Annotated in this window: 19 protein-coding genes; 6 read left to right on the top strand and 13 right to left on the bottom strand. The window is 71.7% G+C overall.

Annotation, left to right across the window (positions count from 1 at the left end):
• Window positions 1-64: 64 nt before the first annotated feature.
• Window positions 65-1,555, top strand: coding sequence for a septation protein SepH (gene sepH, locus AB4Y83_RS14700; RefSeq protein WP_442297336.1), 1,491 nt, complete (start codon window positions 65-67; stop codon window positions 1,553-1,555).
• Window positions 1,556-1,671: 116 nt separating this feature from the next.
• Here sepH and AB4Y83_RS14695 read toward each other — a convergent pair whose 3' ends face one another.
• The 4 genes from AB4Y83_RS14695 to AB4Y83_RS14680 are packed head-to-tail and all read right to left on the bottom strand — an operon-like array spanning window position 1,672 to window position 6,905.
• Window positions 1,672-2,364, bottom strand: a complete 693-nt coding sequence (locus tag AB4Y83_RS14695) for a thymidine kinase (protein WP_020145510.1) — start codon at window positions 2,362-2,364, stop codon at window positions 1,672-1,674.
• A gap of 11 nt (window positions 2,365-2,375) precedes the next feature.
• On the bottom strand, window positions 2,376-3,536 hold the full coding sequence (locus AB4Y83_RS14690) for an alkaline phosphatase family protein (RefSeq protein WP_442297335.1): 1,161 nt from the start codon (window positions 3,534-3,536) through the stop codon (window positions 2,376-2,378).
• Between the two features lie 10 nt (window positions 3,537-3,546).
• Window positions 3,547-4,146, bottom strand: a complete 600-nt coding sequence (locus AB4Y83_RS14685) for a DUF5998 family protein (protein ID WP_056781029.1) — start codon at window positions 4,144-4,146, stop codon at window positions 3,547-3,549.
• A 59-nt stretch (window positions 4,147-4,205) separates the two neighbouring features.
• Window positions 4,206-6,905, bottom strand: a complete 2,700-nt coding sequence (locus AB4Y83_RS14680; RefSeq protein WP_442297334.1) for a bifunctional acetate--CoA ligase family protein/GNAT family N-acetyltransferase — start codon at window positions 6,903-6,905, stop codon at window positions 4,206-4,208.
• 55 nt (window positions 6,906-6,960) lie between these two features.
• Between AB4Y83_RS14680 and AB4Y83_RS14675 the strand changes: the two genes are divergently transcribed.
• Genes AB4Y83_RS14675 through AB4Y83_RS14665 form a run of 3 tightly spaced genes read left to right on the top strand, consistent with a single transcriptional unit; the run spans window position 6,961 to window position 11,392 of the window.
• The gene (locus AB4Y83_RS14675; protein ID WP_442297333.1) at window positions 6,961-7,581 is read left to right on the top strand and encodes a nitroreductase family protein; all 621 of its coding nucleotides are present in this window, start codon (window positions 6,961-6,963) and stop codon (window positions 7,579-7,581) included.
• A 56-nt stretch (window positions 7,582-7,637) separates the two neighbouring features.
• The gene (locus AB4Y83_RS14670) at window positions 7,638-10,178 is read left to right on the top strand and encodes a DNA gyrase/topoisomerase IV subunit A (protein ID WP_442275946.1); all 2,541 of its coding nucleotides are present in this window, start codon (window positions 7,638-7,640) and stop codon (window positions 10,176-10,178) included.
• Window positions 10,175-11,392, top strand: coding sequence for a sucrase ferredoxin (locus AB4Y83_RS14665; RefSeq protein WP_442297332.1), 1,218 nt, complete (start codon window positions 10,175-10,177; stop codon window positions 11,390-11,392). The genes AB4Y83_RS14670 and AB4Y83_RS14665 overlap by 4 nt, the downstream gene beginning before the upstream one ends.
• 22 nt (window positions 11,393-11,414) lie before the next feature.
• Here the strand turns inward: AB4Y83_RS14665 and AB4Y83_RS14660 are convergent, their stop codons facing one another.
• The 7 genes from AB4Y83_RS14660 to AB4Y83_RS14630 all read right to left on the bottom strand — a co-directional run bounded on the left by AB4Y83_RS14660 (window position 11,415) and on the right by AB4Y83_RS14630 (window position 19,155).
• Entirely contained in the window at window positions 11,415-12,260 is an 846-nt protein-coding gene (locus tag AB4Y83_RS14660; RefSeq protein WP_442275944.1) for a tetratricopeptide repeat protein, read from the bottom strand.
• Window positions 12,257-13,267, bottom strand: a complete 1,011-nt coding sequence (locus tag AB4Y83_RS14655; protein ID WP_442275943.1) for a vWA domain-containing protein — start codon at window positions 13,265-13,267, stop codon at window positions 12,257-12,259. The genes AB4Y83_RS14660 and AB4Y83_RS14655 overlap by 4 nt, the downstream gene beginning before the upstream one ends.
• Window positions 13,264-14,253, bottom strand: a complete 990-nt coding sequence (locus tag AB4Y83_RS14650; protein WP_442275942.1) for a VWA domain-containing protein — start codon at window positions 14,251-14,253, stop codon at window positions 13,264-13,266. Before AB4Y83_RS14650 ends, AB4Y83_RS14655 begins: the two co-directional genes overlap by 4 nt.
• On the bottom strand, window positions 14,244-14,726 hold the full coding sequence (locus AB4Y83_RS14645) for a hypothetical protein (RefSeq protein WP_442275941.1): 483 nt from the start codon (window positions 14,724-14,726) through the stop codon (window positions 14,244-14,246). The genes AB4Y83_RS14650 and AB4Y83_RS14645 overlap by 10 nt, the downstream gene beginning before the upstream one ends.
• On the bottom strand, window positions 14,713-15,600 hold the full coding sequence (locus AB4Y83_RS14640) for a DUF58 domain-containing protein (protein ID WP_442297331.1): 888 nt from the start codon (window positions 15,598-15,600) through the stop codon (window positions 14,713-14,715). The genes AB4Y83_RS14645 and AB4Y83_RS14640 overlap by 14 nt, the downstream gene beginning before the upstream one ends.
• A 26-nt stretch (window positions 15,601-15,626) precedes the next feature.
• On the bottom strand, window positions 15,627-16,640 hold the full coding sequence (locus AB4Y83_RS14635) for an AAA family ATPase (RefSeq protein WP_442297374.1): 1,014 nt from the start codon (window positions 16,638-16,640) through the stop codon (window positions 15,627-15,629).
• A 382-nt stretch (window positions 16,641-17,022) separates the two neighbouring features.
• Window positions 17,023-19,155, bottom strand: coding sequence for a DNA gyrase/topoisomerase IV subunit B (locus tag AB4Y83_RS14630; RefSeq protein WP_442297330.1), 2,133 nt, complete (start codon window positions 19,153-19,155; stop codon window positions 17,023-17,025).
• A gap of 407 nt (window positions 19,156-19,562) precedes the next feature.
• Between AB4Y83_RS14630 and AB4Y83_RS14625 the strand changes: the two genes are divergently transcribed.
• Together AB4Y83_RS14625 and AB4Y83_RS14620 are read left to right on the top strand one after the other, a co-directional pair.
• The gene (locus AB4Y83_RS14625) at window positions 19,563-19,787 is read left to right on the top strand and encodes a DUF7455 domain-containing protein (protein WP_028785799.1); all 225 of its coding nucleotides are present in this window, start codon (window positions 19,563-19,565) and stop codon (window positions 19,785-19,787) included.
• A 70-nt stretch (window positions 19,788-19,857) separates the two neighbouring features.
• The gene (locus tag AB4Y83_RS14620; protein ID WP_442297329.1) at window positions 19,858-20,346 is read left to right on the top strand and encodes a DUF456 domain-containing protein; all 489 of its coding nucleotides are present in this window, start codon (window positions 19,858-19,860) and stop codon (window positions 20,344-20,346) included.
• Between the two features lie 104 nt (window positions 20,347-20,450).
• Here AB4Y83_RS14620 and AB4Y83_RS14615 read toward each other — a convergent pair whose 3' ends face one another.
• Both AB4Y83_RS14615 and dinB read right to left on the bottom strand, forming a co-directional pair.
• Window positions 20,451-20,852: a DUF3040 domain-containing protein gene (locus tag AB4Y83_RS14615; protein WP_082620078.1), complete on the bottom strand. Its 402-nt coding sequence runs from the start codon at window positions 20,850-20,852 to the stop codon at window positions 20,451-20,453.
• Between the two features lie 74 nt (window positions 20,853-20,926).
• Window positions 20,927-22,186, bottom strand: a complete 1,260-nt coding sequence (gene dinB, locus AB4Y83_RS14610; protein ID WP_442297328.1) for a DNA polymerase IV — start codon at window positions 22,184-22,186, stop codon at window positions 20,927-20,929.
• Window positions 22,187-22,225 lie beyond the last annotated feature (39 nt).

Raw genomic sequence — 22,225 nt, 5'->3', positions numbered from 1 at the left:
CGACGCGAGCCACCGGGCACCATCACGGCAGGACCACGCAGACTCGGTACCGGGAGACCCACCCATGCAGCACCTCAGGCTCGTCGGCGTCCACGAGGACGGATTGCACCTGCTGCTGGCCGACGACGAGGGCCACCGCTTCTCCGTCCCCCTCGACGACTCGCTCCGTGCCGCGGTGCGGCGCGACCGACCGCGGCTCGGCCAGCTCCAGATCGAGATCTCGGGAGGCCTGCGGCCCAAGGACGTCCAGGCGATGATCCGGGCCGGACTCACCGCCGAGGAGGTCGCCGAGCGCGCCGGCTGGCCCGTCGAGAAGGTGCACCGCTACGAGGGCCCGATCCTCGCCGAGCGCGAGCACGTGGCCGGCCTCGCCCGCCAGGTCCGGCTGCGCCCGCGCGGCGGCTCCCACGGTGCAGCACCCACCCTCGATGCGCGCGTCACCGAGCGTCTGCGCACCCGCGAGATCGACTCCGTCACGGCACGCTGGGACTCCCGTCGCACCGACAAGGGCGCCTGGACCGTCCTGCTGCTCTTCACCGCCGGTGGTCGCGAGCGCGAGGCCGCCTGGCAGTACGACCCACTCGCCCGCACCGTCTCGGCCGTCGACGACGAGGCCCGCTGGCTGAGCGAGGACGAGGACCAGCAGGTTCCCGGCCCGATCCCGGCCCCGCACCTCAGCGCCTCGAACCGTCCGAGCCGCGTCTACGACGTCGAGGCCGAGGGTGGGGTCGGCGCCTCCACGATGCGCCGCCGCGAGGGCGAGACCGTCGACCTCATGGCGGCCATGCGCGAGCGCAGCGCCCAGCGCGGCCGGCGTCGCCGTCCCAAGTCCACCGAGGTCCCCGGTCTCGACGAGGCGCCCGAGGAGGCACTGCCGCTGGAAGAGCTCGCCGGCGACCCCCGCGACGAGCTGCCCCCGCCGGCGCACACGCACCCGGAGGACGACCCCGAGGTCGTCAAGACCGGATCCGTCGAGCAGCGCGTCGGGGTCGACGCCGCCCGCCGCAAGGCACGCCGTACCGAGCCGACCCAGCCGGTGCGGCAGGCGCCCGAGCCGACGACGGACCAGGACGCGGACCCGGCGCCGGCCGAGCCCGGATCCGTCGGCACCCACGAGCCCGAGCGCGCGCCCGCCTCCGAGCCCGAGTCGGATGCCGAGCAGCACGGCACCCACGAGATCGACCTCGGCGACGTCGAGGCGGACGCCGCGGACGACGTCGTGGACGAGACGCCGTCCGAGCCCGTCCCCGTCGAGCAGCCGCTGCGTCCGGCCATGCGCCGACGCGAGGACGCCCGACGGTTGTCACGTGTCCCCGCCGCGCAGTCCGCGCCGTCCGCGCAGTCCGCGCAGTCCGCGCAGTCCGAGCGGTCCCCCGACGCCGACGACGGCGACGAGTCCGCCGAGCCCGACGACGACGGCTACGACGTCGTCGAGCAGAGGGCCGCGGCCCCGGCGGCCAAGCCCGTCCCCCGACCCGCTCCTCCGGCGCGCAAGTCGGGACGGCCCAGCGTGCCGAGCTGGGACGACATCATGTTCGGCCGCAAGAACGACTGACGGCGCGGCGCCTCACACGCCAGCCGCGCCCGATGGGCTCGGGGCCGCTGCACCCGGGTGAGCGGCCCTCGGGAGCCCGCGGGACGGCATACGCCATCGGTGAGTGACGGACGCTGCTAGTCGGCCTGGGTGATCGGCAGCGGCGGCAGCGGGCACACGTCGAGGTCGAAGGGCAGCACCTCGGGCGAGATCGCGGCGGCCCGTGCGGCGTGCGAGGTCATCCGTCGCATGTAGTGCCGCCGGCAGAGCACCTCGTACTCGACGAGACCGGTCGTGCCCGGCTTCGTGTCGCCGACGACGACCTGCTCCCCCTCGACGACCATGACGCCGTCCATGACTCGGGCGTTCGTCGTCGCCCGACGGCCGCACCAGCACAGCGCCTCCACCTGGAGCACCTGCACCTTGTCGGCGAGCTCGATGAGCCGCTTGCTGCCCGGGAAGAGCTCGGTGCGGAAGTCGGCGGTGATGCCGAAGGCGAAGACGTCGACGTCCATCTCGTCGACGATCCGCGCCAGCTGCTCCACCTGGTCGCTGGTGTAGAACTGGGCCTCGTCGCAGATGAGGTAGTCGATGCGGGTGCCCGCAGTGGCCCGGTCGACGATCGCCTCCCAGAAGTCGAGGTCGTCGCGGACCTCGAGCGCCCCGGTGGACAGACCGAGCCGCGAGCTGAGGACGTTGGTGCCGGCGCGGTCCATCTTGGTGAAGATGAGACCGACGCGACCCCGTGCGCCGTGGTTGTGGTCCATCTGGAGGGCGAGGGTCGACTTGCCGCAGTCCATGGTCCCGGAGAAGAAGACGAGCTCAGCCACGAGGCACCACCCTAGGCGCCGCGGCGGGGTGGCACCACGACCACCGGCACGGCGAGTTCCGCGTCGCTCGTCGAGCCGTGCAGCCCGAGCAGCGCGACCACCTCGCGGCGCATGAGCCCCGAGTGGACGACGGCGAAGGACCCCTCGGTGACGACGAGCAGGTCGCCGATGCGGCCCTCGACCCCCGCTCGCACCGGGCCGAACCACCCCTCGTCGACGGCGCGCTCACGGGTGAGGATCCGGGCACGGTCACCGAGACGGGCTGCCCACGCCTCCTCGACGTCGGCGGCGGCGCCGGGCTCCGCGTAGAGCTGGAGGTTGCGCGGCTCGCCGCCGAGATGGCGCACGCCTGCCATGAGACCGGGCTCGTGCACGAGGTCGATCCGGTCGTGGAAGGGCACGTCGACCATGCCGTGGTCGGCCGTGACGACGATCGAGGTGTCGTCCGGCACGCGAGCAGCAAGCTGTCGCAGCGCGGCGTCGACCGACTCCACCTCGTCGCCCCACTGCCACGACTGGCAGCCGTGGACGTGGCCGATCTTGTCGACGTCGCCCCAGTAGAGGTAGACGAGGGCTCGTGGCGTGGCCCGCACGGCTGACGCGGCGGCCGACACGCGGTCGTCGAGTGTGCGTCCGGCCCGGAAGCGCCCGCCGCGCAGCGCGGCGGTGGTCAGGCCCGACCCGTCGAAGTAGTGCGGACCCACCATCGTCACCGAGACGCCGGCGTTCTCGGCGGCCTCGAAGACGGTCTCGTTCGGCTGCCAGGCGCGGGGGTCGGGACCGTCCTCCCAGGACAGCTCGTTGAGCAGCCGGTCGGTGGCCGGATCGAGCACCTGCATGCCGACGAGCCCGTGCGAGCCAGGGGGAAGGCCGGTGCCGAAGGTCCCCATCGAGGTCGCGGTCGTCGTCGGGAAGCCGCACGGCACCCGGTGGGCGGTGCCCAGGTGGCTGCGCAGGAAGGGTGCGTGGCCGCTGCGCTGGCGCAGCAGGTCGTGACCGAGCCCGTCGACGAGCACGACGACGGTGCGCGGGACGGTGGGTAGCTCGAAGACGTCGCGGCCGGCATACGCGGGCACCCCGAGTCGGTCGGCGACCGACGGGAGCACGGAGGCCAGGGTGCCCGCCGACCAGTCGGTCGGCGTCGGCGCGTGGGCGGTCACGTCGTCGGCCACGGTGCGCTGGTCAGCGGGCCGTGCCGCCGCCGATGCTCGCGGAGAGCACCCGGGCGAAGCTCATGGCCCGACCCACGGCGTCCTCACCGTCGGCGGCCGAGCTGATGCGCAGCGAGATGTCGTCGGAGGCGATGGTGCCCTCGAAGCCGTGGTCGGCCGTGCAGTCGGGGTCGCCGCAGGCGGCAGGGATCATGTCGAGCCGGCTCACCGCGCCCCACCCGAGTGTCAGCGTGAGGTCACGGCCGTGCGTGCCCGGCGCGAAGGTGTCGGGCTGCGCCACGACGTGGGTCAGCATGACCCCCCGGACGGCGGCGAGGGGCACCGTCTCGGTCGTGGCCGTCGCCATGAGCTTGTCCTCGGACTCGGCGTGGTCGTCGGCATGGGCGATGACGAGCCGCTGCGGGGTGACGACGAGCACGGTCACGTGACGGCGCACCGTCTCGTGGTCGAAGGTCGTCTCCTGGTGCACGAGGTGCGAGACGACCTCGTCGTCGGCGATCGCCGACTCGACGACGTCGCAGACGAGCGAGGGGTAGTAGCCGGCACGGGTGATCGCCTCGGTGAGGTCTTCGGGAAGGGCTCGGCCGGTGCCCGGGGTGACGCGTCGCATGCCCCCATCCTTGCACCAGCGCGTCCGTGACCTCTCCGAGCGGTCCACACCGTGCTGCGTCAGGTCATCCGGCGCCGGCCCGGGTCCTTGCGCACGAGGGCCGGCCGCACGACGACCTCGGCACCGAGCACGTCGACCCCGCCGGTCCAGGCGTTGACGGGGTTGAGCTCGACCGAGGACAGCTCCGGGTGGTCGTCGGCGAGGACCGACAGCCGCGCGATGAGGTCGGCGAGCGCCGCCCGGTGCACCGGCGCGGCGCCGCGGTGGCCGCTGAGGAGCGGCGCCGCCTTGACGCTGTCGATGAGGTCGGTGACGTCGACGTCGGTGAGCGGCGGGATGCGGTGCGCGACGTCACCGAGCAGCTCGGTGGGCGGCCCGGCGACGGAGAAGCTGACGACCGGACCGAAGAGCGGGTCCTCGCTGGCGCGGATGACGCAGGACACGCCGGGCACGGCCATCCGTTGCACGACGAACCGGTCGGCCCCGAGCGGGCCGAGACGCTGGGTCAGCGACGTGTGCGCGTCACGGACGGCCTCGGCGTCGACGAGGTCGCCACGCACCCCGACGAGGCCGGGCTGGTGACGCACGACGGGCGAGGTCGACTTGAGGATGACGGGGTAGGTCAGCTCGTCGGCGGCGGCCACCGCCGCGTCGACGCCCGCGACCTCCACGGCCGGCCAGACTCGTATGCCGTAGGCGCCCAGCAGGTCTCGCGCCTCCTCGCGCGTCAGCGCGCGTCCGTCGGGACTGCCCGCGAGATAGCCCTCGAGGAGCGACTCCGCACGGAGCCGGTCGATACCCACCGGGGCGACCTGGGTGCCGCGGTCGCGCTGGCGCCAGAGCGCATACCGCGTGACGGCGTTGAGTGCCCGGATGCCGTCCTCGGGCATCGAGTACGCCGGCACCGACCGCCGAATGCCGTGCTGCTCGTAGGAGAGACCGTCACCGACACCCCGCATGCCCAGGAACGTCGCGACACACGGCTTCTCGTGGTCGGCGACGATGGTGCGGACCGCCATGTGCACCTCCTCGTCCTGGGTCACGAGGGGCGGGATGAAGGCGGCGACGACGCTGTCGACCTCGGGGTCGGCGAAGGCCGCGTCGAGCGCGGCGGCGAACTCCTCGGCCGAGGCCTGCGGCGGCAGCGAGACGGGGCCGTGCGTCACCCGCAGTCCCCAGCTGACGCACGCGCTCGCACTCAGCGCCCCGAGGGCGTCGGAGTTGCCGACGATGGCGACGCGGTCGCCCTTCGGGAGCGGCTGGTGGAGCGTCAGCTGGGCGACGTCGAAGAGCTGGTGGACGTTCTCGACCCGGATGACGCCGGCCTGGCGCAGCAGCGCGTCGAACGCCTGCGGGGGCACGTTGGTGACGCGGGTGCGGTGTCCGGGTGGGGCCGCGAAGCTCGACACCCCCGAGCTCACGACGACGACGGGCTTGACGGCCGCGAGCGCCCGGGCGATGCGCGAGAACTTGCGTGGGTTGCCCATCGACTCGAGGTAGAGGCCGACGGTGTCGGTCTCCTGGTCGTCGATCCAGTACTGCATGAGGTCGTTGCCCGAGACGTCGACGCGGTTGCCGGCCGACGCGAACACCGAGATGCCGAGGCCGCGGCGGGCCGCCGAGGCGAGCACCGCGACCCCGAGCGCACCGCTCTGGGCGAAGAGGCCGAGCCGACCCGAGTCGGGGATGACCGAGGCGAGAGTGGCGTTGAGGCGCACGGACGGGTCGTTGTTGATGAGCCCGAAGCTGTTGGGTCCGACGATGCGCATGCCGGCGCGGCGCACTCGACGACGGAGCTTCTCCTGCAGGCGGACCCCCTCCTCGCCCGCCTCGGCGAACCCGGCCGACAGGACGAGGAGCGCCTTGACCCCAGCCTTGCCGCAGTCCTTGACGACCTCGATGGCCTGCGCCGCCGGCACGACGACGATCGCGAGGTCGACGGGCTCGGGGACCTCGTGGATGCTCGGGTAGGCCGAGAGTCCCTGGATCCGGTCGGCCACCCGGTGGATCGGGTAGAGCTCGCCCCGGTAGCCCGCGGCGAGGATGTTGCGCATGACGAGGGCACCGATCGACTCCTCGCGCCGGCTCGCGCCGATGATCGCGACCCGCTCCGGGAAGAGGATCGTGTGCATGCTGCGGGACTCGGCTCGGTGCTCGCGCGAGAGCTGGACGGCCTTGCTCTGCTCGGTCGGCGAGATGTCGAAGGACACCTCGACGACGCCGTCCTCGATGTGGTGCGTGACCTCGTAGCCCGCCTCCTTGAAGACGGTGAGCATCTTGCGGTTCTGCGGCAGCACCTCGGCGACGAACCGGTTGATGCCCATCTCCTGCGCGATGGCGGCGAGGTGCTCGAGCATGACCGAGCCGATGCCCTTGCCCTGGTAGTGGTCCGAGATGTTGAAGGCGACCTCGGCCGACGTCGGGTCGATGCGGTCGTAGCGGCCGATGCCGATGATCTCGCCGTCGAGCGTCGCGACGAGGGCGACCCGGTCGTGGTGGTCGACGTGCGTGAAGCGGTGGAGGTCGCGGGCGCTCAGCTCGCGCAGCGGGGCGAAGAAGCGCAGGTAGATCGACTCCTCCGACTGGAGGCTGTGGAAGTGGCGGATGCCGTCGGCGTCGTCGGGCGCGATCGGCCGGACGTGCGCCACGGTGCCGTCCCGGAGCACGACGTCCGCCTCCCACTCGACGGGGGCACCCGTGGCCTGCGCCGAGACCCGCTCGATCGCACCGGTGTCGTCGCTGAGCTCGCCACCCTCCATGCCCTCATCGTGTCACGTCGGGCTGCGCGGCCCCGGGAGATGGGAGTGTGGTCGCATGGAGTTCACCGACGTCGTCCGCTCCCGACGCATGGTCCGTCGCTACGACCCCGACCGGGAGGTCCCGCGCGAGGTCGTGGAGCGCTGCCTCGCCAACGCGGTGCGCTCCCCCAGTGCCGGGTTCAGCCAGGGCTGGGACTTCGTCGTGCTGACGACACCGCCCGAGCGGGACGCCTTCTGGGCGGCCACGACGGAGCCCGGCGCGGCGAGCGACCCCTGGCTCGACGGCATACGCACCGCTCCGGTGCTCGTGCTGTGCCTCTCGCACAAGGACGCCTACCTCGACCGCTACGCGGCGCCCGACAAGGGCTGGACCGACCGGGACGAGGCGCGCTGGCCCGTACCCTACTGGGACGTCGACACGGGCATGGCCTCGCTCCTCATCCTGCTCACCGCCACCGACGAGGGCCTCGGCAGCCTCTTCTTCGGGGTGCCGCCGGAACGCCACGCCGCCGTCCACGAGGCGTTCGGCATCCCCTGGACGCGCAGCATCGTGGGCGTCGTGTCGATCGGGTATGCCGTCCCGGGACCCAGGAGCCCGAGCCTCCGACGGCACCGGCGCACCGGTCGCGACGTGGCCCACTGGGGCCGTTTCGGCGTGGCAGGTGAGAACCCGTGATCACCCTGCGCGAAGATGGGGTGTTCACCCGCTAGCGGCAAGGAGCACCACCCGGCATGGCCCGTGGAAAGACCCCCCCGCCTCCACCGGAGGACTTCGAGGAGAAGATCGTCGGCATCGACGTCGAGGAGGAGATGCAGAACGCCTTCCTCGAGTACTCCTACAGCGTCATCTACAGCCGGGCGCTGCCCGACGCCCGGGATGGGCTCAAGCCCGTCCAGCGACGCATCCTCTACGGGGCCAATGAGCTCGGGCTGCGTCCCGACCGCGGCCACGTCAAGAGCCAGCGCGTCGTCGGCGAGGTGATGGGCAAGTACCACCCGCACGGCGACCAGGCGATCTACGACGCCCTCGTGCGCATGGCGCAGCCGTTCACCCTGCGCCTGCCCCTGATCGACGGTCACGGCAACTTCGGCTCGCTCGACGACGGTCCGGCCGCGGCCCGCTACACCGAGGCGCGCATGGCCAACGCCGCGCTGCTCATGGTCGCGGGCCTCGACGAGGACACCGTCGACTTCGTCCCGAACTACGACGACACCCAGCTCCAGCCCGGGGTGATGCCCGCGGCATACCCCAACCTCCTCGTCAACGGCGCGGCCGGCATCGCGGTGGGCATGGCCACGAACATGCCCCCGCACAACCTCGTCGAGGTCATCGGCGCCGCGCGGCACCTCATCGCCAACCCGACGTGCTCGCTCGAGGACCTCATGAAGTTCGTCCCGGGGCCCGACCTGCCCTGCGGCGGCAAGATCGTCGGCCTCGAGGGCATCCGCGACGCCTACCTCACCGGACGTGGCAGCTTCCGCACCCGGGCGACGGCACGCATCGAGTCGATCACGCCGCGGCGCAAGGGCATCGTCGTCACCGAGCTGCCCTACCTCGTCGGACCAGAGAAGGTCATCGACAAGGTCAAGGACCTCGTCCAGGGCAAGAAGCTGCAGGGCATCGCCGACCTCAAGGACCTCTCGGACCGACAGCACGGCCTGCGCCTCGTCATCGAGATCAAGAACGGCTTCAACCCCGACGCCGTCCTCGAGCAGCTCTACAAGCTGACGCCGATGGAGGAGAACTTCGGCATCAACAACGTTGCGCTCGTCGAGGGCCAACCGCGCACCATGGGCCTCAAGGACCTCCTCAAGGTCTACGTCGACTTCCGCACCGACGTCGTGCGCCGACGCACCGCCCACCGCCTGGCCAAGCGCGAGGAGCGGCTGCACCTCGTCGAGGGACTGCTCATCGCCATCGTCGACATCGACGAGGTCATCCAGGTCATCCGCGGCTCCGACGACGCCGGCACCGCCCGCGCGCGGCTCATGGACGTCTTCGACCTCTCCGAGGCCCAGGCGACGTACATCCTCGACCTCCAGCTGCGCCGGCTCACGAAGTTCTCGCGCATCGAGCTCGAGAACGAGAAGACCGAGCTCGAGCGCGCCATCGAGGAGCTGCGCGCCCTGCTCGACAACGAGAAGCTGCTGCTCAAGCTCGTGTCGACCGAGCTCGCCGACGTCGCCAAGGCGCACGGCACCCCGCGTCGCACGGTGCTCCTCGAGAGCTCGGGTGCCAGCGCGACCGCGACGGCCGCCTCGCCGCTCGAGATCGCCGACGACCCGTGCTGGGTCCTGCTGAGCTCGACCGGCCTGCTGGCCCGCACCGGCACGGCCGAGCCGGTCACCGCCGAGGGCTCACGCTCGAAGCACGACGTCGTCATCGGCGCCGTCCGCACGACCGCACGCGGCGAGTTCGGGCTCGTGACGAGCGCCGGCCGGATGGTGCGCCTCTCGGCGCTCGACCTGCCGACCCTGCCGCCGACCAACGGCTCCCCCACCCTGTCGGGCGGCGCGCCTCTCGCGGCGTATGTCGACCTCGGCAAGGGCGAGGAGCCGGTGACGATCGTGCCGATCGGTGCCGACGCACCGGTCTTCGCCGTCGGCACGGCGGCCGGTGTCGTCAAGCGGGTCACGTCCGAGGCACCCAAGAGCAACGACTGGGACGTCATCAGCCTCAAGGACGGCGACCGCGTCGTCGGAGCCGCGGTCGCCGACCGTGAGGACCTCGACCTCGTCTTCGTCACGACCGACGCACAGCTGCTGCGTTTTGCGGCGAAGTCCGTTCGCCCACAAGGCCGCTCGGCCGGCGGCATGGCAGGCATCAAGCTCGCCGCCGGCGCCCGAGTCGCCTTCTTCGGCGTCGCCGACCCCGCCCGCGAGGGTGTCGTCGTCACGTCGTCCGGCTCGTCGGGTGCGCTGCCCGGCACCGAGGGCGGGTCGCTCAAGGTGACGCCGTATGCCGAGTACCCCCCGAAGGGACGCGCGACCGGTGGCGTTCGCTGCCACCGCTTCCTCAAGGGTGAGGACACGCTCGTGCTCGCCTTCGCCGGCAACACCCCGGCCCGGGCCGCCGCCGCCAACGGCGTCGCCATCGAGCTGCCGCCCGCCGACGGTCGCCGCGACGGCTCGGGGGTCCCGACGGCCGCGGTCATCGCGCACGTCGCGGCCCCACCCGCCACCTCCCAGTCCACCGACGTGGAGTCGGGGTTCGCGGTCACCGAGGATGCCCTCGGCGATGGCGACGCCCCGTCCGACGGCGGCGACGCGTGACCCCGCCTCCCGGCGGCAAGGCCGCCCGCCGCGCTGCGGCGGCCGCGGCTGCAGCCACGGCCGCCGCGTCCGCAAAGGTGACGTCGGTCGTCGACGCGATCTCCGGAGCGCCCGCGCCCGACGCGGACCCCCCGACGTCGGCCGAGTCGGCCGGCTCGGCCGGCTCGGCCGGCTCGGCTGAGGCGCCGAAGACAACGCTGTCGACCGAGCACGCCGAACCCGAGCACGCCGAACCCGAGCACGCCGAGCACCCCGCGACGACCGGATACGGCACCCCGGCCTCCGACGCGTGCTCGGTCCTCTGGGACCACGACGGCACGAGCGCCTACGGCACGGCGGCCACGGCGCGCTTCTTCGTCATCGTCGAGCAGCCCGGCCCGTGGGGCCGCGACGCGGCACGCGAGTCGCATCTCGACCGAGAGCTCGGCGCCGAGCTCGAGGGCCGCACGAGCCGGGCAGGTGGGCGCTTCATGCTCATCCGACGCCCGGGCGGCCATCCGGCCAACGACGGCCCCCGCCACGTGTTCGTCGCGCACGCCGGTGCGCGTCCCGAGGACGCCTGGCTGCTCGTCGCCGAGGTCGACCACGTCGGCGACCTGCTGGGACTCGACTGGGGCGCCCTCGCCCGCGGCAGCCGCGCCCTCGTGCAGGCCTCGCTCCTCGGCTCACGCCCCGCTGAGCCCACGCTGCTCGTGTGCACCAACGGTCGTCGCGACGTATGCTGCGCCGTCCGAGGACGCCCGCTCGCCGCCCACGCCGCGCGGGTCGCCCCCGGCCGGGCGTGGGAGGTGTCGCACACCGGTGGTCACCGCTTCGCGCCGACTGCCGTCCTCCTGCCGTGGGGACAGACCTTCGCGCGCCTCGACGAGCGGGCGTCGGAGTGGCTCCTCGGAGCGAGCGAGTCCGGGCACCTGCCTGCCGAGCTGCTCGGCCCGCTTCACGACCGAGGCCGCTCTGGCCTCGCCGGTCCGTCGCAGTGCGCCGAGTCCCACGTCCGCGCCGAGACGGGCGAGACCCGCCTCGCCGCGCTGTGGGCCGACGCCCCCGAGGCGGTCGACGACGGCTGGGACGTCACCGTCACCCACGCCGACGGGCGCCGCTGGCACGTTCGCGTGACGCGCGAGCCCGCCGGTCGCACGCGCCCCGAGTCCTGCGGCAAGAAGGCGGTCGAGGTGCACGAGCACCGAGCGACGATCGTCGAGGCGTGGTTCTAACCACGCATCGGGACGGGATCGCTCACCAGGGCTTGGGGACGGTCTGCGACCCGTCGCCGGGCACGGTGTCGTCGTTGCCCTGCTGCTGTTGCTGGTTGCGCTCGATGGTGTTCTGCCGCTGCTGCTCCTGGAGGTAGTCCTGCTCCTCCTGGCTCGGGGTGTTCCCGGGGTCGGGCGTGGGTGCGGGCTGCTGACCCGGCCCCGGCTGCTGCTGCGGGTTGTCGGGGGGCTGCTGGTCAGGGGGTGCGTCGGAGTTCTTCTGCTCCATCCGCTGCTGCGCCTGCTGGAGCTGCTCGCCGGTCTGGCCGCCTTCGGGCGCATCGCAGAGCCGGGGCCTCTCCTTCGTGATCGTGATGCCCTTGTCGTAGTACTGCTTCCACTCGTCGGTGCGCTCGCGCGCCTTCGCAGCGTCGCCCAGGGCCTCGTAGGTCAGGCCGAGGTTGACGCGCACCTTGCAGTCGTCGATCCCGCCCTTGGGGACCTGCTCGAAGGCCTGCTCGAACCACGGACGCGCCAGCTCGAAGTGCCCCGAGAGGACGTGGGCGTCCCCGATCGCGAAGGGCGACCGGAACTGCTCGACGACGTTCACCCACCCCTGCCGCTCGCCCCAGGTCAGGGTGCGCGGCTTGTCGCCGGCCTCGTAGGCGTCGAGCGTCTGTGCATGCACGAGGTTGAGCGAGATGAGCCTGAGCGCCACGAGGACGAGCAGGACGACGACGGGAGCGGACGCGAGCAGCAGCCGCCGGCGTCGCCGACGCAGGTGCGGCGGGAGTGGGCGACGGTCACGTCGGCGCAGGCGGAACCGGCGGCGTACGCCCTCCGCGGGGACCTTGTCCGCGCGTGCCGGTCGCTCGTCGAGGATCGTCATGGGCGCGTCTCCCTCCGGCGGCGGGTCTGGGCGAGCGCCGTGATGCCGGCGCCGACCTCCCACGCGGCGATCCCGGCCACACCGAGCAGCAGCGGCCAGTAGAGCTCGCGGCGGGCGATGACCTTCTGCTTCTCGATCTGCTCGCTCGTGCCGAAGCGCTCGAGGTCGATGCCGGCCACGGCGGGGCCGATCGCGTCGCCCGCCTCGCGGTGCACGTAGCTCAGGCCGAGCTGGTCGCCGATCGTGCGCAGCGTGTCCTCGCTGACGACGGAGCGGGCGTCCTCACCGGTCGCGGGGTCCTTGATGTAGTCGCGTGTCGTGTCGAAACGCGACCGCGTGGCCTTCATCCGGCCGCCCTCGGTGGTGCCGTAGCCGAGGACGGCTCCACCGTTGATGAGCCGCTTGTCGATGTCGAAGGGCGCCGGAGGGTCCTGCGCCGTCTGCTCGCCGTCGCCGAAGTAGAAGACGACCCGCCCGCGCTCGGGAGTGCGCGCGTCGGCCTGCTGGAGCAGCGTCTTGAGGCGGTCGTTCGCCTCGCTGACGGACGTGCCTCTGGAGACCTCGTAGGACTCCGGGAGCAACGTCTCGACAGCCGCGTCGAGGGCCGTCGTGTCGGTCGTCAGCGGCAGCCGCACCCGAGCGTCCTGGTCGAACGTCACGACCGAGTAGCGGGCACCCGGAAGAGCCTTCGCGATGGCGGAGATGTCCGAGGAGACGCCGTCGATGCGCGGGCGACCGTCGCCGTAGTCCTCGGCGATGATGCTGCTCGTCGTGTCGACGACGAAGTAGACGTTGAGGTTGGCGGCGGTGGTGTCGACCTGTTCACCCGCAACGGCCGGACGCAGCGCGGCGACCCCGAGGAGCACGACGGCACCCGTGAGGCGCCAGTGCGTCGCCCGCGACTCCCCCGGCACCGAGCGCGACGACGGGTTCCACCACACGGCGGCGAGCGCCCCGACCGCGAGGACGAGCAGCACGGGCCACGGGGCGACGGGCAGGAGAGTCACGACGCCCACCTCCGACTCGCACCGATGACGCCGATGAGCCCGATCCCGGCGAGCGTGATCGGCAGCGTCGGGTTGTCGGAGTAGAGGGCGCGGGAGGCGGCGTCGATGAGCGTCGCCTCCTGGGCCTGGACCGCGTCGACGATGCCCTTGATGGCCGCCTGGTCGCTCATCGCGAAGTAGCGTCCGCCGGTGCCGGTGACGATGTCGCGCATCTCCACCGCCTCCTGGTCGGCCCCGTCCTCCTCCGGGTTGAGCCCGTAGACGCGGACGCCCTTGGCCTTGGCCAGCGCACCGGCCTCGTCGACGTCGATGATCGGCCGCCCGGCGAGGTGGTTGTCGGTGGCGAAGACGACCGAGCGGGCGCGCTGGACGTCGACCTTGTCGAAGCTGGAGACGCAGGTCGCGAGCCCATCGCCGATCAACGAGGTGCCGCGGCCGTTGAAGGTGCCGGCGAAGAAGGAGTCGTACTCCGGGTCGCCCGTCAGCGCACGTCCCGCGGAGTCGAGCTCCCCGTTGATGAAGTCGTAGTCGTCGGTGAGCGGGAAGACCGTGGCGGCCGACGAGTTGAAGATGACGAGCCCGATCCGCTCGCCCTCGAAGCTCGAGACGAGCGTCTTGAACGTCGACACGAGGGTCGCGTCGTAGGCGGCCATCGAGCCGGAGATGTCGAGGCACAGCATGATGTCGCGGCTGCGGGTCTGGGGCTTGTCGATGGTGGTGTCGAGCGGTCGGGCTGCGCCCACGAGGGCCGCCCCGCCGAGGAGCACGGCGCTGGACACGAGCACGGCCATCCGGATCCGGTGCAGGCGCAGCGCCCGGCGGTACTCCGGCAGCTCGGTCAGCGCGCTCGAGTTGGCGACCGCCGCCGACGCACGTGCCTGCCGGCGGGACATGAGCCGGTAGACGGCATACGCGAGCAGGGCCGCGAGGAGCGTCCCCAGGCTGAGCACGCCCGGCCACTTGAGGTCGAGGCCGTTCAGCTCCATCGCGCCACCACCTGCTTGGCGACGGTGCCCGCCCCGACGAGGGTCGCCGTCTCACGCGGGCCGAACTCACCGGGATAGAGCGATCCGACGACCTCCGAGACCGGGGTCAGCCGGGATCCCGTCGCGTTGAGCTCGGTGAGCGTCATCGTCGGGGCGTGGATCCCCGACACCTCCTGGACGAAGTGGCGCACGAGGACGCTGAGCTGCTGGTGCGCCCGGCGCTGGCTGATCTCGCCGGCCGCGGCCCGGTCGAGCACGAGGTCGATCTGCCGGGTGTAGTCGGCGCGCAGGCGTGAGAGCCGGTCCGACGTGATGCGTGGCGGGACGACGACCTTCTTCTCGCGCGTCGACCACCACACCCAGACGTACCAGGCGGCGACGAGCACGAGCGCGCCGACCCCGATCCAGAGCCACGTCGCGGCATACGGGTCGGGAGCGTAGAAGCCCGGCGGTGGGGCGTCAGCGGCGCGCACGACGCTGCCTCTCGAGCAGGGCGAAGACCGTCGCGACGACCTCGTCGGACGACCCGAGACGGGCATGGTTGATCCCGCGGCGGTCGAGCAGCTCGGTCGTGCGCTGCACGCGCTCGGCGACCGAGGCGGCATACGCTGCGCGCACCCGCGGGTCGAGCCGCACCAGCGTCGGCAGCGTGTACGTGTCGGCGACGTCGTATGCCGTCCGGTCCCCCTCGATGGCCGTGGGGTCGGCGTCCTCGACGGTGATCCAGAGGATCTCGTGCTGGACGTGGAGACGGCGCAGCAGCTCGTCGAGCGCCGGGTCGAGCTCCTTGTCGTCGGCGACGACGAGCAGCACGAGGCGGCGGCGGACGTTGCGGACGATCCAGCGCAGCTGCGTCGCGAGGTTGCTCTGGTCGCCGTCGAGGACGGTCGCCGCGTCGACGGCGCGCAGCAACAGCTCGAGGTRCGCCTCGGAGCCGCGCAGGTCGTGCGCGACCGTCGAGCCGGCGGTGCCGCGGACGAGCCCGACGAGGTCTCCGTGGCGCTGCGCGAGGTAGCCGACGAGGCCGGCCGCCGCGATGGCCACCGACTTCTTCGGCTCACCGCTGCGGGTCGTGGCCGCCATCCCACGGCCGGTGTCGATGACGAGCATGAGGTTCTGCTTGCGCGTCGCGACGTAGCGCTTGACGAGCGGCGACTGGCTGCGGGCGGTGGCCCGCCAGTCGATGTCGCGCACCTCGTCGCCCGGGACGTAGTCGCGCAGGTCGTCGTAGTCGAGGCTGCGACCGTGGAAGACGGAGGCGTACTCCCCCTCGAGGAGGCTGCGTGACTTGCGGCGCGCGTGGACGAAGAGCTTGCTCTTCACCCTCGTCAGCAGCGTCGTCGTCATGTCGCGTCCGTCGTCCGGCTCCCCGGTCAGGGGGTGCGGATCCCGTTGACCATCGCGTCGATGATGCTCTCGACGGCGACCTCGTCGGCAGCCGCCTCGAAGCCGAGCGTGACGCGGTGCCGCAGCACCCGGTGCGTCAGCGCCTTGACGTCGTCGGGGACGACGTGGTTGCGGCCGTCGACGAGGGCGCGGGCCCGCGCCGCACTCGTGAAGGCGATGCTCGCCCGCGGGCTCGCCCCGAAGTCGACGTAGCCGGCGAGGCGCGGCTCGATGTAGTCGCGCGGGTGCCGCGTGACGTAGCCGATGCCGACGACGTAGTTGACGATCGCCGGGTCGATGTAGACCCGGCCGACGAGCCCCTGCAGCCGCTTGACGTCGGCGACGGACACGACCGGCTCGGACGCCGTGAGGAAGATGCCGGAGTCGATGCGCCGCAGCACCTCGGCCTCCTCCGCCGGCGACGGGTAGTCGAGGACGTCCTTGAGCATGAAGCGGTCCATCTGCGCCTCGGGCAGCGGGTAGGTGCCCTCCTGCTCGATGGGGTTCTGGGTGGCGAGGACGAGGAACGGGTCGGGCAGCGCGTAGCTGCGGTCACCGATGGAGGTCTGGCGCTCCTGCATCGCCTCGAGCATCGCCGACTGCGTCTTGGCGCTGCTGCGGTTGATCTCGTCGAGGAGGACGAAGTTGGCGTGGACGGGACCGAGCTGGGTCTCGAACGTGCCGGAGTGCTGGTTGTAGACCTGCGTGCCGACGATGTCGCTCGGCAGCAGGTCCGGGGTGCACTGGATGCGGTGGAACGACCCGCCCACCGCCTGCGCGATCGTCTGCGCCGCGGTCGTCTTGGCCAGCCCGGGCACGCTCTCGAGGAGGACGTGGCCGCCAGTCATCAGGGCGATGAGCAGGGTCTCCTGCAGACGTGCCTGGCCGACCACCTTCGAGGCGAAGGCCGTCGAGATGGCCTCGATCGTCTCGGCGGCCCAGTGCAGCTCGTCGGGCGTGAGGTAGCGCGTCGGTCCCGGTGCGGTGCGGTCGGGAGCGATGTCGATGCCGGCCACGGCGACGTCCTCGTCGGGGGCGTCGGGCGAGCCCGAGAGCTGGTCCGGCTCGTCGGGGACGGCAGCGTCGTCCGGTGCGGCCGGGCTCGGGAGCGCGACGGTGAAGCTCGTGCCGTCGACCTCGTCCGACGGGGCGCCCTGACCCGTGTCGGGCTGCGCGCCCGGCTCGTCGAGCGCGTCGAGCGCGCCGGACCGTTCGTCGGCGACCGACTCCTCGGCGTTGACGTTGCCCACCATCGATTCCCCTTCTCGACGCGTACCGGCGGAGGGAGTCGCGCCGGCAGGGACACATCGTAAGCACGGCATGCTGTGCCGCGCCGGTGGTCCCGTCACCCCACGGACACGTCGGGGGCCTGGATCGCTGCGCTCAGGCGTCGATCCGCTCGCGGTCGACCTCGGCCGCGGACTCGATGATGAAGTCCTTGCGCGGTGCGACCTCGTTGCCCATGAGCAGCTCGAAGACGCGCTCGGCGGCCTCGAGGTCACGCATCGTCACCTTGCGCAGCGTGCGGTGACGCGGGTCCATCGTCGTGTCGGCGAGCTGGTCGGCGTCCATCTCGCCGAGACCCTTGTAGCGCTGCATCGGCTGCTTGATCTTCTTGCCCGACTTCTCGAGGCGGGCCAGCGTGCGGCGCATCTCCGGCTCGTTGAAGGTGTAGATGAGCTCGTTCTTCTTGGCGCCGGCGTTGATGACCTCGAGCCGATGCAGCGGCGGCATGGCGGCGTAGACGCGACCGGCGTCGACGAGCGGACGCATGTAGCGGAAGAAGAGCGTCAGCAGCAGCGTGCGGATGTGGGCGCCGTCGACGTCGGCGTCGGTCATGATGATGACCTTGCCGTAGCGCGCCGCGCCGAGGTCGAAGCTGCGACCCGAGCCGGCGCCGATCACCTGGATGATCGAGGCGCACTCGGCGTTCTTGAGCATGTCGGAGACCGACGCCTTCTGGACGTTGAGGATCTTGCCCCGGATCGGCAGCAGCGCCTGGAACTCGGAGTTGCGGGCCTCCTTGGCCGTGCCCATGGCCGAGTCGCCCTCGACGATGAACAGCTCGGACCGCTCGACGTCGGTGGTGCGGCAGTCGCGCAGCTTCGACGGCAGCGTCGAGCTCTCGAGGGCGTTCTTGCGCCGCTGGGTCTCCTTGTGCAGCCGGGCGCTGATGCGCGACTTCATCTCGGAGACGACCTTCTCGAGGAGCAGGGCCGCCTGCGCCTTGTCGCCGCGCTTGGTCGACGTGAGGCGGTCGGTCAGCTCCGTCTCGACGACCTTGGCCACGATGGCGCGCACGGCGTTGGTGCCGAGGACCTCCTTGGTCTGACCCTCGAACTGCGGCTCGGCGAGGCGCACCGTGACGACGGCGGTCATGCCCGCGAGGATGTCGTCCTTCTCGGGCTTGTCGTTGCCGACCTTGAGGCGACGGGCGTTGACCTCGAGCTGCTTGCGGAACACCTTGACGATGGACTGCTCGAAGCCGGTGACGTGGGTGCCGCCCTTGGGCGTGGTGATGATGTTGACGAAGGACTGGACCTTCGTGTCGTAGCCCTGGCCCCAGCGCAGGGCGACCTCGACACCGCACTCGCGCTCGAGCTCGGTCGGGGTCATGTGGCCGTTGACGTCGAGGACCGGGACGGTCTCGGTGAACGTGCCGGAGCCCTCGAGGCGCCACACGTCGGTGATGGGGGTGTCGGGCGCGAGGAACTCGACGAAGTCGGTGATGCCGCCGTCGTGCTGGAAGACCTCCTCGACGGTGCCCTCCTCGCCGGGCGTGCCCTTGAGGCGTCGCTCGTCGCGGATGACCAGGCGCAGGCCGGGGACGAGGAAGGAGGTCTGGCGGGCGCGTCCGAGGATGGCGTCGTAGTCGAGCTCGGCGTCCTTGAGGAAGATCTGCCGGTCGGGCCAGAAGCGCACGCGCGAGCCGGTGACGCCCCGCTTGGCCTTGCCGACGACGGGCAGCGCGCTCTTCTTCTCGTAGGGCGTGAACTCCGAGTCGGGCGAGTGGACCGCCGTGCGGTCGGCGAACGTGCCGGGCTCGCCGCGCCGGAAGCTCATGCCGTACGTCTTGCTGCCGCGGTCGACCGCGACGTCGAGCCGCGCGGACAGGGCGTTGACGACGGAGGCGCCGACCCCGTGGAGACCACCGGTGGCGGCATACGACGCGCCACCGAACTTGCCACCCGCGTGCAGCTTGGTGAAGACGACCTCGACACCGGACAGTCCGGTGCGGGGCTCGATGTCGACGGGGATGCCGCGACCGTTGTCACGGACCTCGATGGACCCGTCGCCGCTGAGGATGACCTCGATGTCGGTGCACACGCCGGCCAGTGCCTCGTCGACCGCGTTGTCGATGATCTCCCAGAGGCAGTGCATGAGGCCGCGCTGGTCGGTCGAGCCGATGTACATGCYGGGGCGCTTGCGCACGGCCTCGAGGCCCTCGAGGACCTGGAGGTGGCGGGCGGTGTAGTCGCCGTTGCCGGAGGGAGCGGGTCGTGAGGCGGAGGCCACGGTGTGTCGTTCTCTTTCCGTCGGTGTGCGGCCAGCGGTCGGGCTGTGGAGGGCTGGCAGGGGAAGCCTAGCCACCGCCACCGACCGCCCTCGGGAGGCTCGCGGCTCCCCCGGGTGACGGACCTCACGGACGAGTCGGTCACCAGCCCCGGCAGCCCCGCGAGCCCTGTCGGGAGACGCGTTCCAATCCGTATCTGGGCGGCGCGGCGAATCACTGACACGTAACGATGTTGCTCCGGCGGGCGTCTCACTGACCGAGCCTCACCATCGGGAAGGTTTCGACGTGATTCACTGTTGGAACGTCCACGAGGCGCGAGAGGTCCACCGGATGGACCGATCGGGCGTCGTAGGTACATGGCAGGGTTTCCCTCCGGGGGACCCCCGAGGGAGGAAAGAGGCGAAATACGATGACGACAGCACTGGCACCCGAACTGACTGCTGCTGACCGCTGCGACCGATGTGGGGCTCAGGCCTACATCCGCGCCCGCCTCGTTTCCGGCGGAGAGCTGCTCTTCTGCGCGCACCACGGACGGGAGCACCTCCCGGCGCTGAAGGACAAGGCTCTCGACATCCGCGACGAGACGGAACGACTCACCGAGGTCCCGGGATCTGCTCCCGTGGACGAACACTGAGTCCAGAGGCGATCTCCGACCCGGCCCCTCCTGACCCCATCCTGATCCGCACGCCGCCGACGGCTGCCCCGTGATCACTGCGACGAACGTCCTCGTTCTGCTCGCGATGATCGTGGGCACCGTCGGCATCATCGTGCCGGTGCTGCCGGGGCTGCTGCTGGTCTGGGGTGCGACGCTCGTGTGGGCGTTCGAACGTCAGGACGGGCCGGGTTGGCTCGTCTTCGGCATCGCGACCCTGTTGTATGCCGTGGGCCTCGTCGCGCAGTACCTCGTCCCCGGGCGGCGGATGAAGACCGCGGGCGTCGACGGGGTCATCGTCGCGGTGGCGCTGGTCGTCGCCGTGGTGGGCTTCTTCGTCGTGCCCGTCGTGGGCGGGCCCCTCGGGTTCGTCCTGACGATCTACGTCCTCGAGCTGGCCAAGCACCGGGGGCATGCACCGGCCTGGCACGCGACGACCCAGGCCATCCGCGCGGTGGCCCTCAACATCGGCATCGAGCTGGTCACGGCGTTCGCGATGATCGCGACGTGGGCTCTCGGCGTCTACGCCACGCGCCCCTGACCCGCGAGGCTCTCGTCAGACACGGTCTGGACAGGTGAAGGACCCCGACGGTCTCCGTCGGGGTCCTGTCTGCGTTCGTGGGTGTGGAGCCGGTCAGCGGCGCGTCACCACTGGTCGCGGCGGCGCTTCTCCCACCGCTCCTCGAGGCGCTCCATGAAGGTGCCCTGCTTGGCTGAGGCGGCCTTGGCCTTGCCGCCGGCCCGCGGCTTGGTGGTGCCGTCGCTGGCGACGGCTGCGAGCTTCGTCTTCGACGGGGTGATCGCGTAGACGATGCCCGCGACCATGATGGCGAAGCCGACCGCACCGAGCCAGATGCTGCTGCTCATCGCCGAGAAGACGACCAGGGCGAGGCCGACGACCGCGGCCACCACGCCGGCGACGAGGCGTCCACGGCCGAGACCGCGCGACTTCGTCTTCTCGATCCGCGAGGCGAATCGAGGGTCTTCGGCGTAGAGGGCTTCCTCCATCTGCTGGAGAAGTGCTTCCTCGTGTTCCGAGAGCGCCACCGGGCACCTCCCTGGTGCGAAATCGACTGTGCCCGAATCGTATGTCGGAAACGGCCGACGCGGACTTCTTTCCCTCAGGATAGGTCTCGCCGAGCGCGTTGGGAACCCGAGGGTCGCTCGGGCATGAGTGACGCCGGACGCACCGACCCGGCTCCGAATCTGGCGCTCGCGCGGTCGACCGCGCGGTCGGCCTCGCGCCACCCGTGCTCGGGCTCGTCGAGGGTGGCCTGGATGGGGGCGACGGCCGACGGGACGAGCCCCTCGAGGCGGACCCCGACGAGCCGGATGCGGGCGCGTTGGAGGCCGAGGCGGTCGTAGAGCTCGCGGGCCGTCGCGAAGATGTCGCGTGACACGTCGGTGTGGTGGCGCAGCGTCTTGGCGCGGGTGATCGTCGTGAAGTCGGCGAAGCGGACCTTGATCGACACGGTGCGCCCCGTCATGCCGGCGGACCGGGCCCGGGCCGCGGTGCGGTCGGCGAGGCGCAGCAGCTCGCGGTGGATGCGGACGGGGTCGTCGATGTCGTGCGCGAAGGTCTCGTCGGCACCGATCGACTTCTCGCGTCGCTCCGGCACGACGGACCGGGGGTCACGACCCCACGCGAGGTCGTGCAGGCTCCGGCCGGAGACGTCGCCGAGGGCCCGCTGGAGGGTCTCGACGGGCGTGTGCGCGAGGTCGGCGACGGTGCGCAGGCCGAGGCGGTGCAGGTGCTCCTCGGTCTTGTCGCCGACGCCCCAGATCGCGCCGACGGGCAGCTGGTGCAGGAACGAGACGACCTCCTCGCGCGGCACGACGATGAGCCCGTCGGGCTTGGCGAGGTTGGAGGCGAGCTTGGCGACGAACTTCGTCGAGGCCACCCCCACGGAGCACGTGATGCCCTGCTCGTCGGCGATCGTGTCGCGCAGCTGCTCGGCGATCTGGGTCGGACGGCCCAGACGGCGCACGGCCCCGGAGACGTCGAGGAAGGCCTCGTCGAGCGAGAGGGGCTCGACGCTGTCGGTGATCGTCGCGAAGGTCGCCATGACGGCCTCGGAGATGGCGGCGTAGCGGCGGTGGTCGGGCTCGATGATGACTGCCTGCGGGCACAGCCGCTGGGCCCGGGCCATCGGCATCGCCGAGGTGACCCCGAAGGCCCGCGCCTCGTAGGTGGCCGAGAGCACCACGGACCGCCCGCTCGCGCCGCCGATGATGACGGGTCTCCCCCGCAGCTCAGGCCGCGAGATGAGCGAGGCGGACGCGTAGAAGGCGTCCATGTCGACGTGCAGGACGGTGCAGCCGGTGTCGTCGGGTGGCTCGGAGCCGGCCCGGGTCGGCGCGGTGAACTGGCGGCGGCTCATCGTCGGCCCGTCGGACGGGTCGACGCGCTCACGAGGGCG

The sequence above is a fragment of the Terrabacter sp. RAF57 genome (assembly GCF_052113925.1).
Classification (GTDB): Bacteria; Actinomycetota; Actinomycetes; order Actinomycetales; family Dermatophilaceae; genus Terrabacter.
Note: the sequence above shows the minus strand (reverse complement) of the source record. Positions and strands in the feature narration are given on the sequence as shown.

What these genes read in the sequence shown, in the direction of transcription:
- AB4Y83_RS14670 (WP_442275946.1), top strand. Translation starts at nt 7,638, where the DNA reads ATGGCCCGTGGAAAGACCCCCCCGCCTCCACCGGAGGACTTCGAGGAG.
- AB4Y83_RS14680 (WP_442297334.1), bottom strand. Translation starts at nt 6,905, where the DNA reads ATGGAGGGTGGCGAGCTCAGCGACGACACCGGTGCGATCGAGCGGGTC.
- AB4Y83_RS14675 (WP_442297333.1), top strand. Translation starts at nt 6,961, where the DNA reads ATGGAGTTCACCGACGTCGTCCGCTCCCGACGCATGGTCCGTCGCTAC.
- AB4Y83_RS14685 (WP_056781029.1), bottom strand. Translation starts at nt 4,146, where the DNA reads ATGCGACGCGTCACCCCGGGCACCGGCCGAGCCCTTCCCGAAGACCTC.
- AB4Y83_RS14650 (WP_442275942.1), bottom strand. Translation starts at nt 14,253, where the DNA reads ATGGAGCTGAACGGCCTCGACCTCAAGTGGCCGGGCGTGCTCAGCCTG.
- sepH (WP_442297336.1), top strand. Translation starts at nt 65, where the DNA reads ATGCAGCACCTCAGGCTCGTCGGCGTCCACGAGGACGGATTGCACCTG.
- AB4Y83_RS14660 (WP_442275944.1), bottom strand. Translation starts at nt 12,260, where the DNA reads ATGACGATCCTCGACGAGCGACCGGCACGCGCGGACAAGGTCCCCGCG.
- dinB (WP_442297328.1), bottom strand. Translation starts at nt 22,186, where the DNA reads ATGAGCCGCCGCCAGTTCACCGCGCCGACCCGGGCCGGCTCCGAGCCA.
- AB4Y83_RS14625 (WP_028785799.1), top strand. Translation starts at nt 19,563, where the DNA reads ATGACGACAGCACTGGCACCCGAACTGACTGCTGCTGACCGCTGCGAC.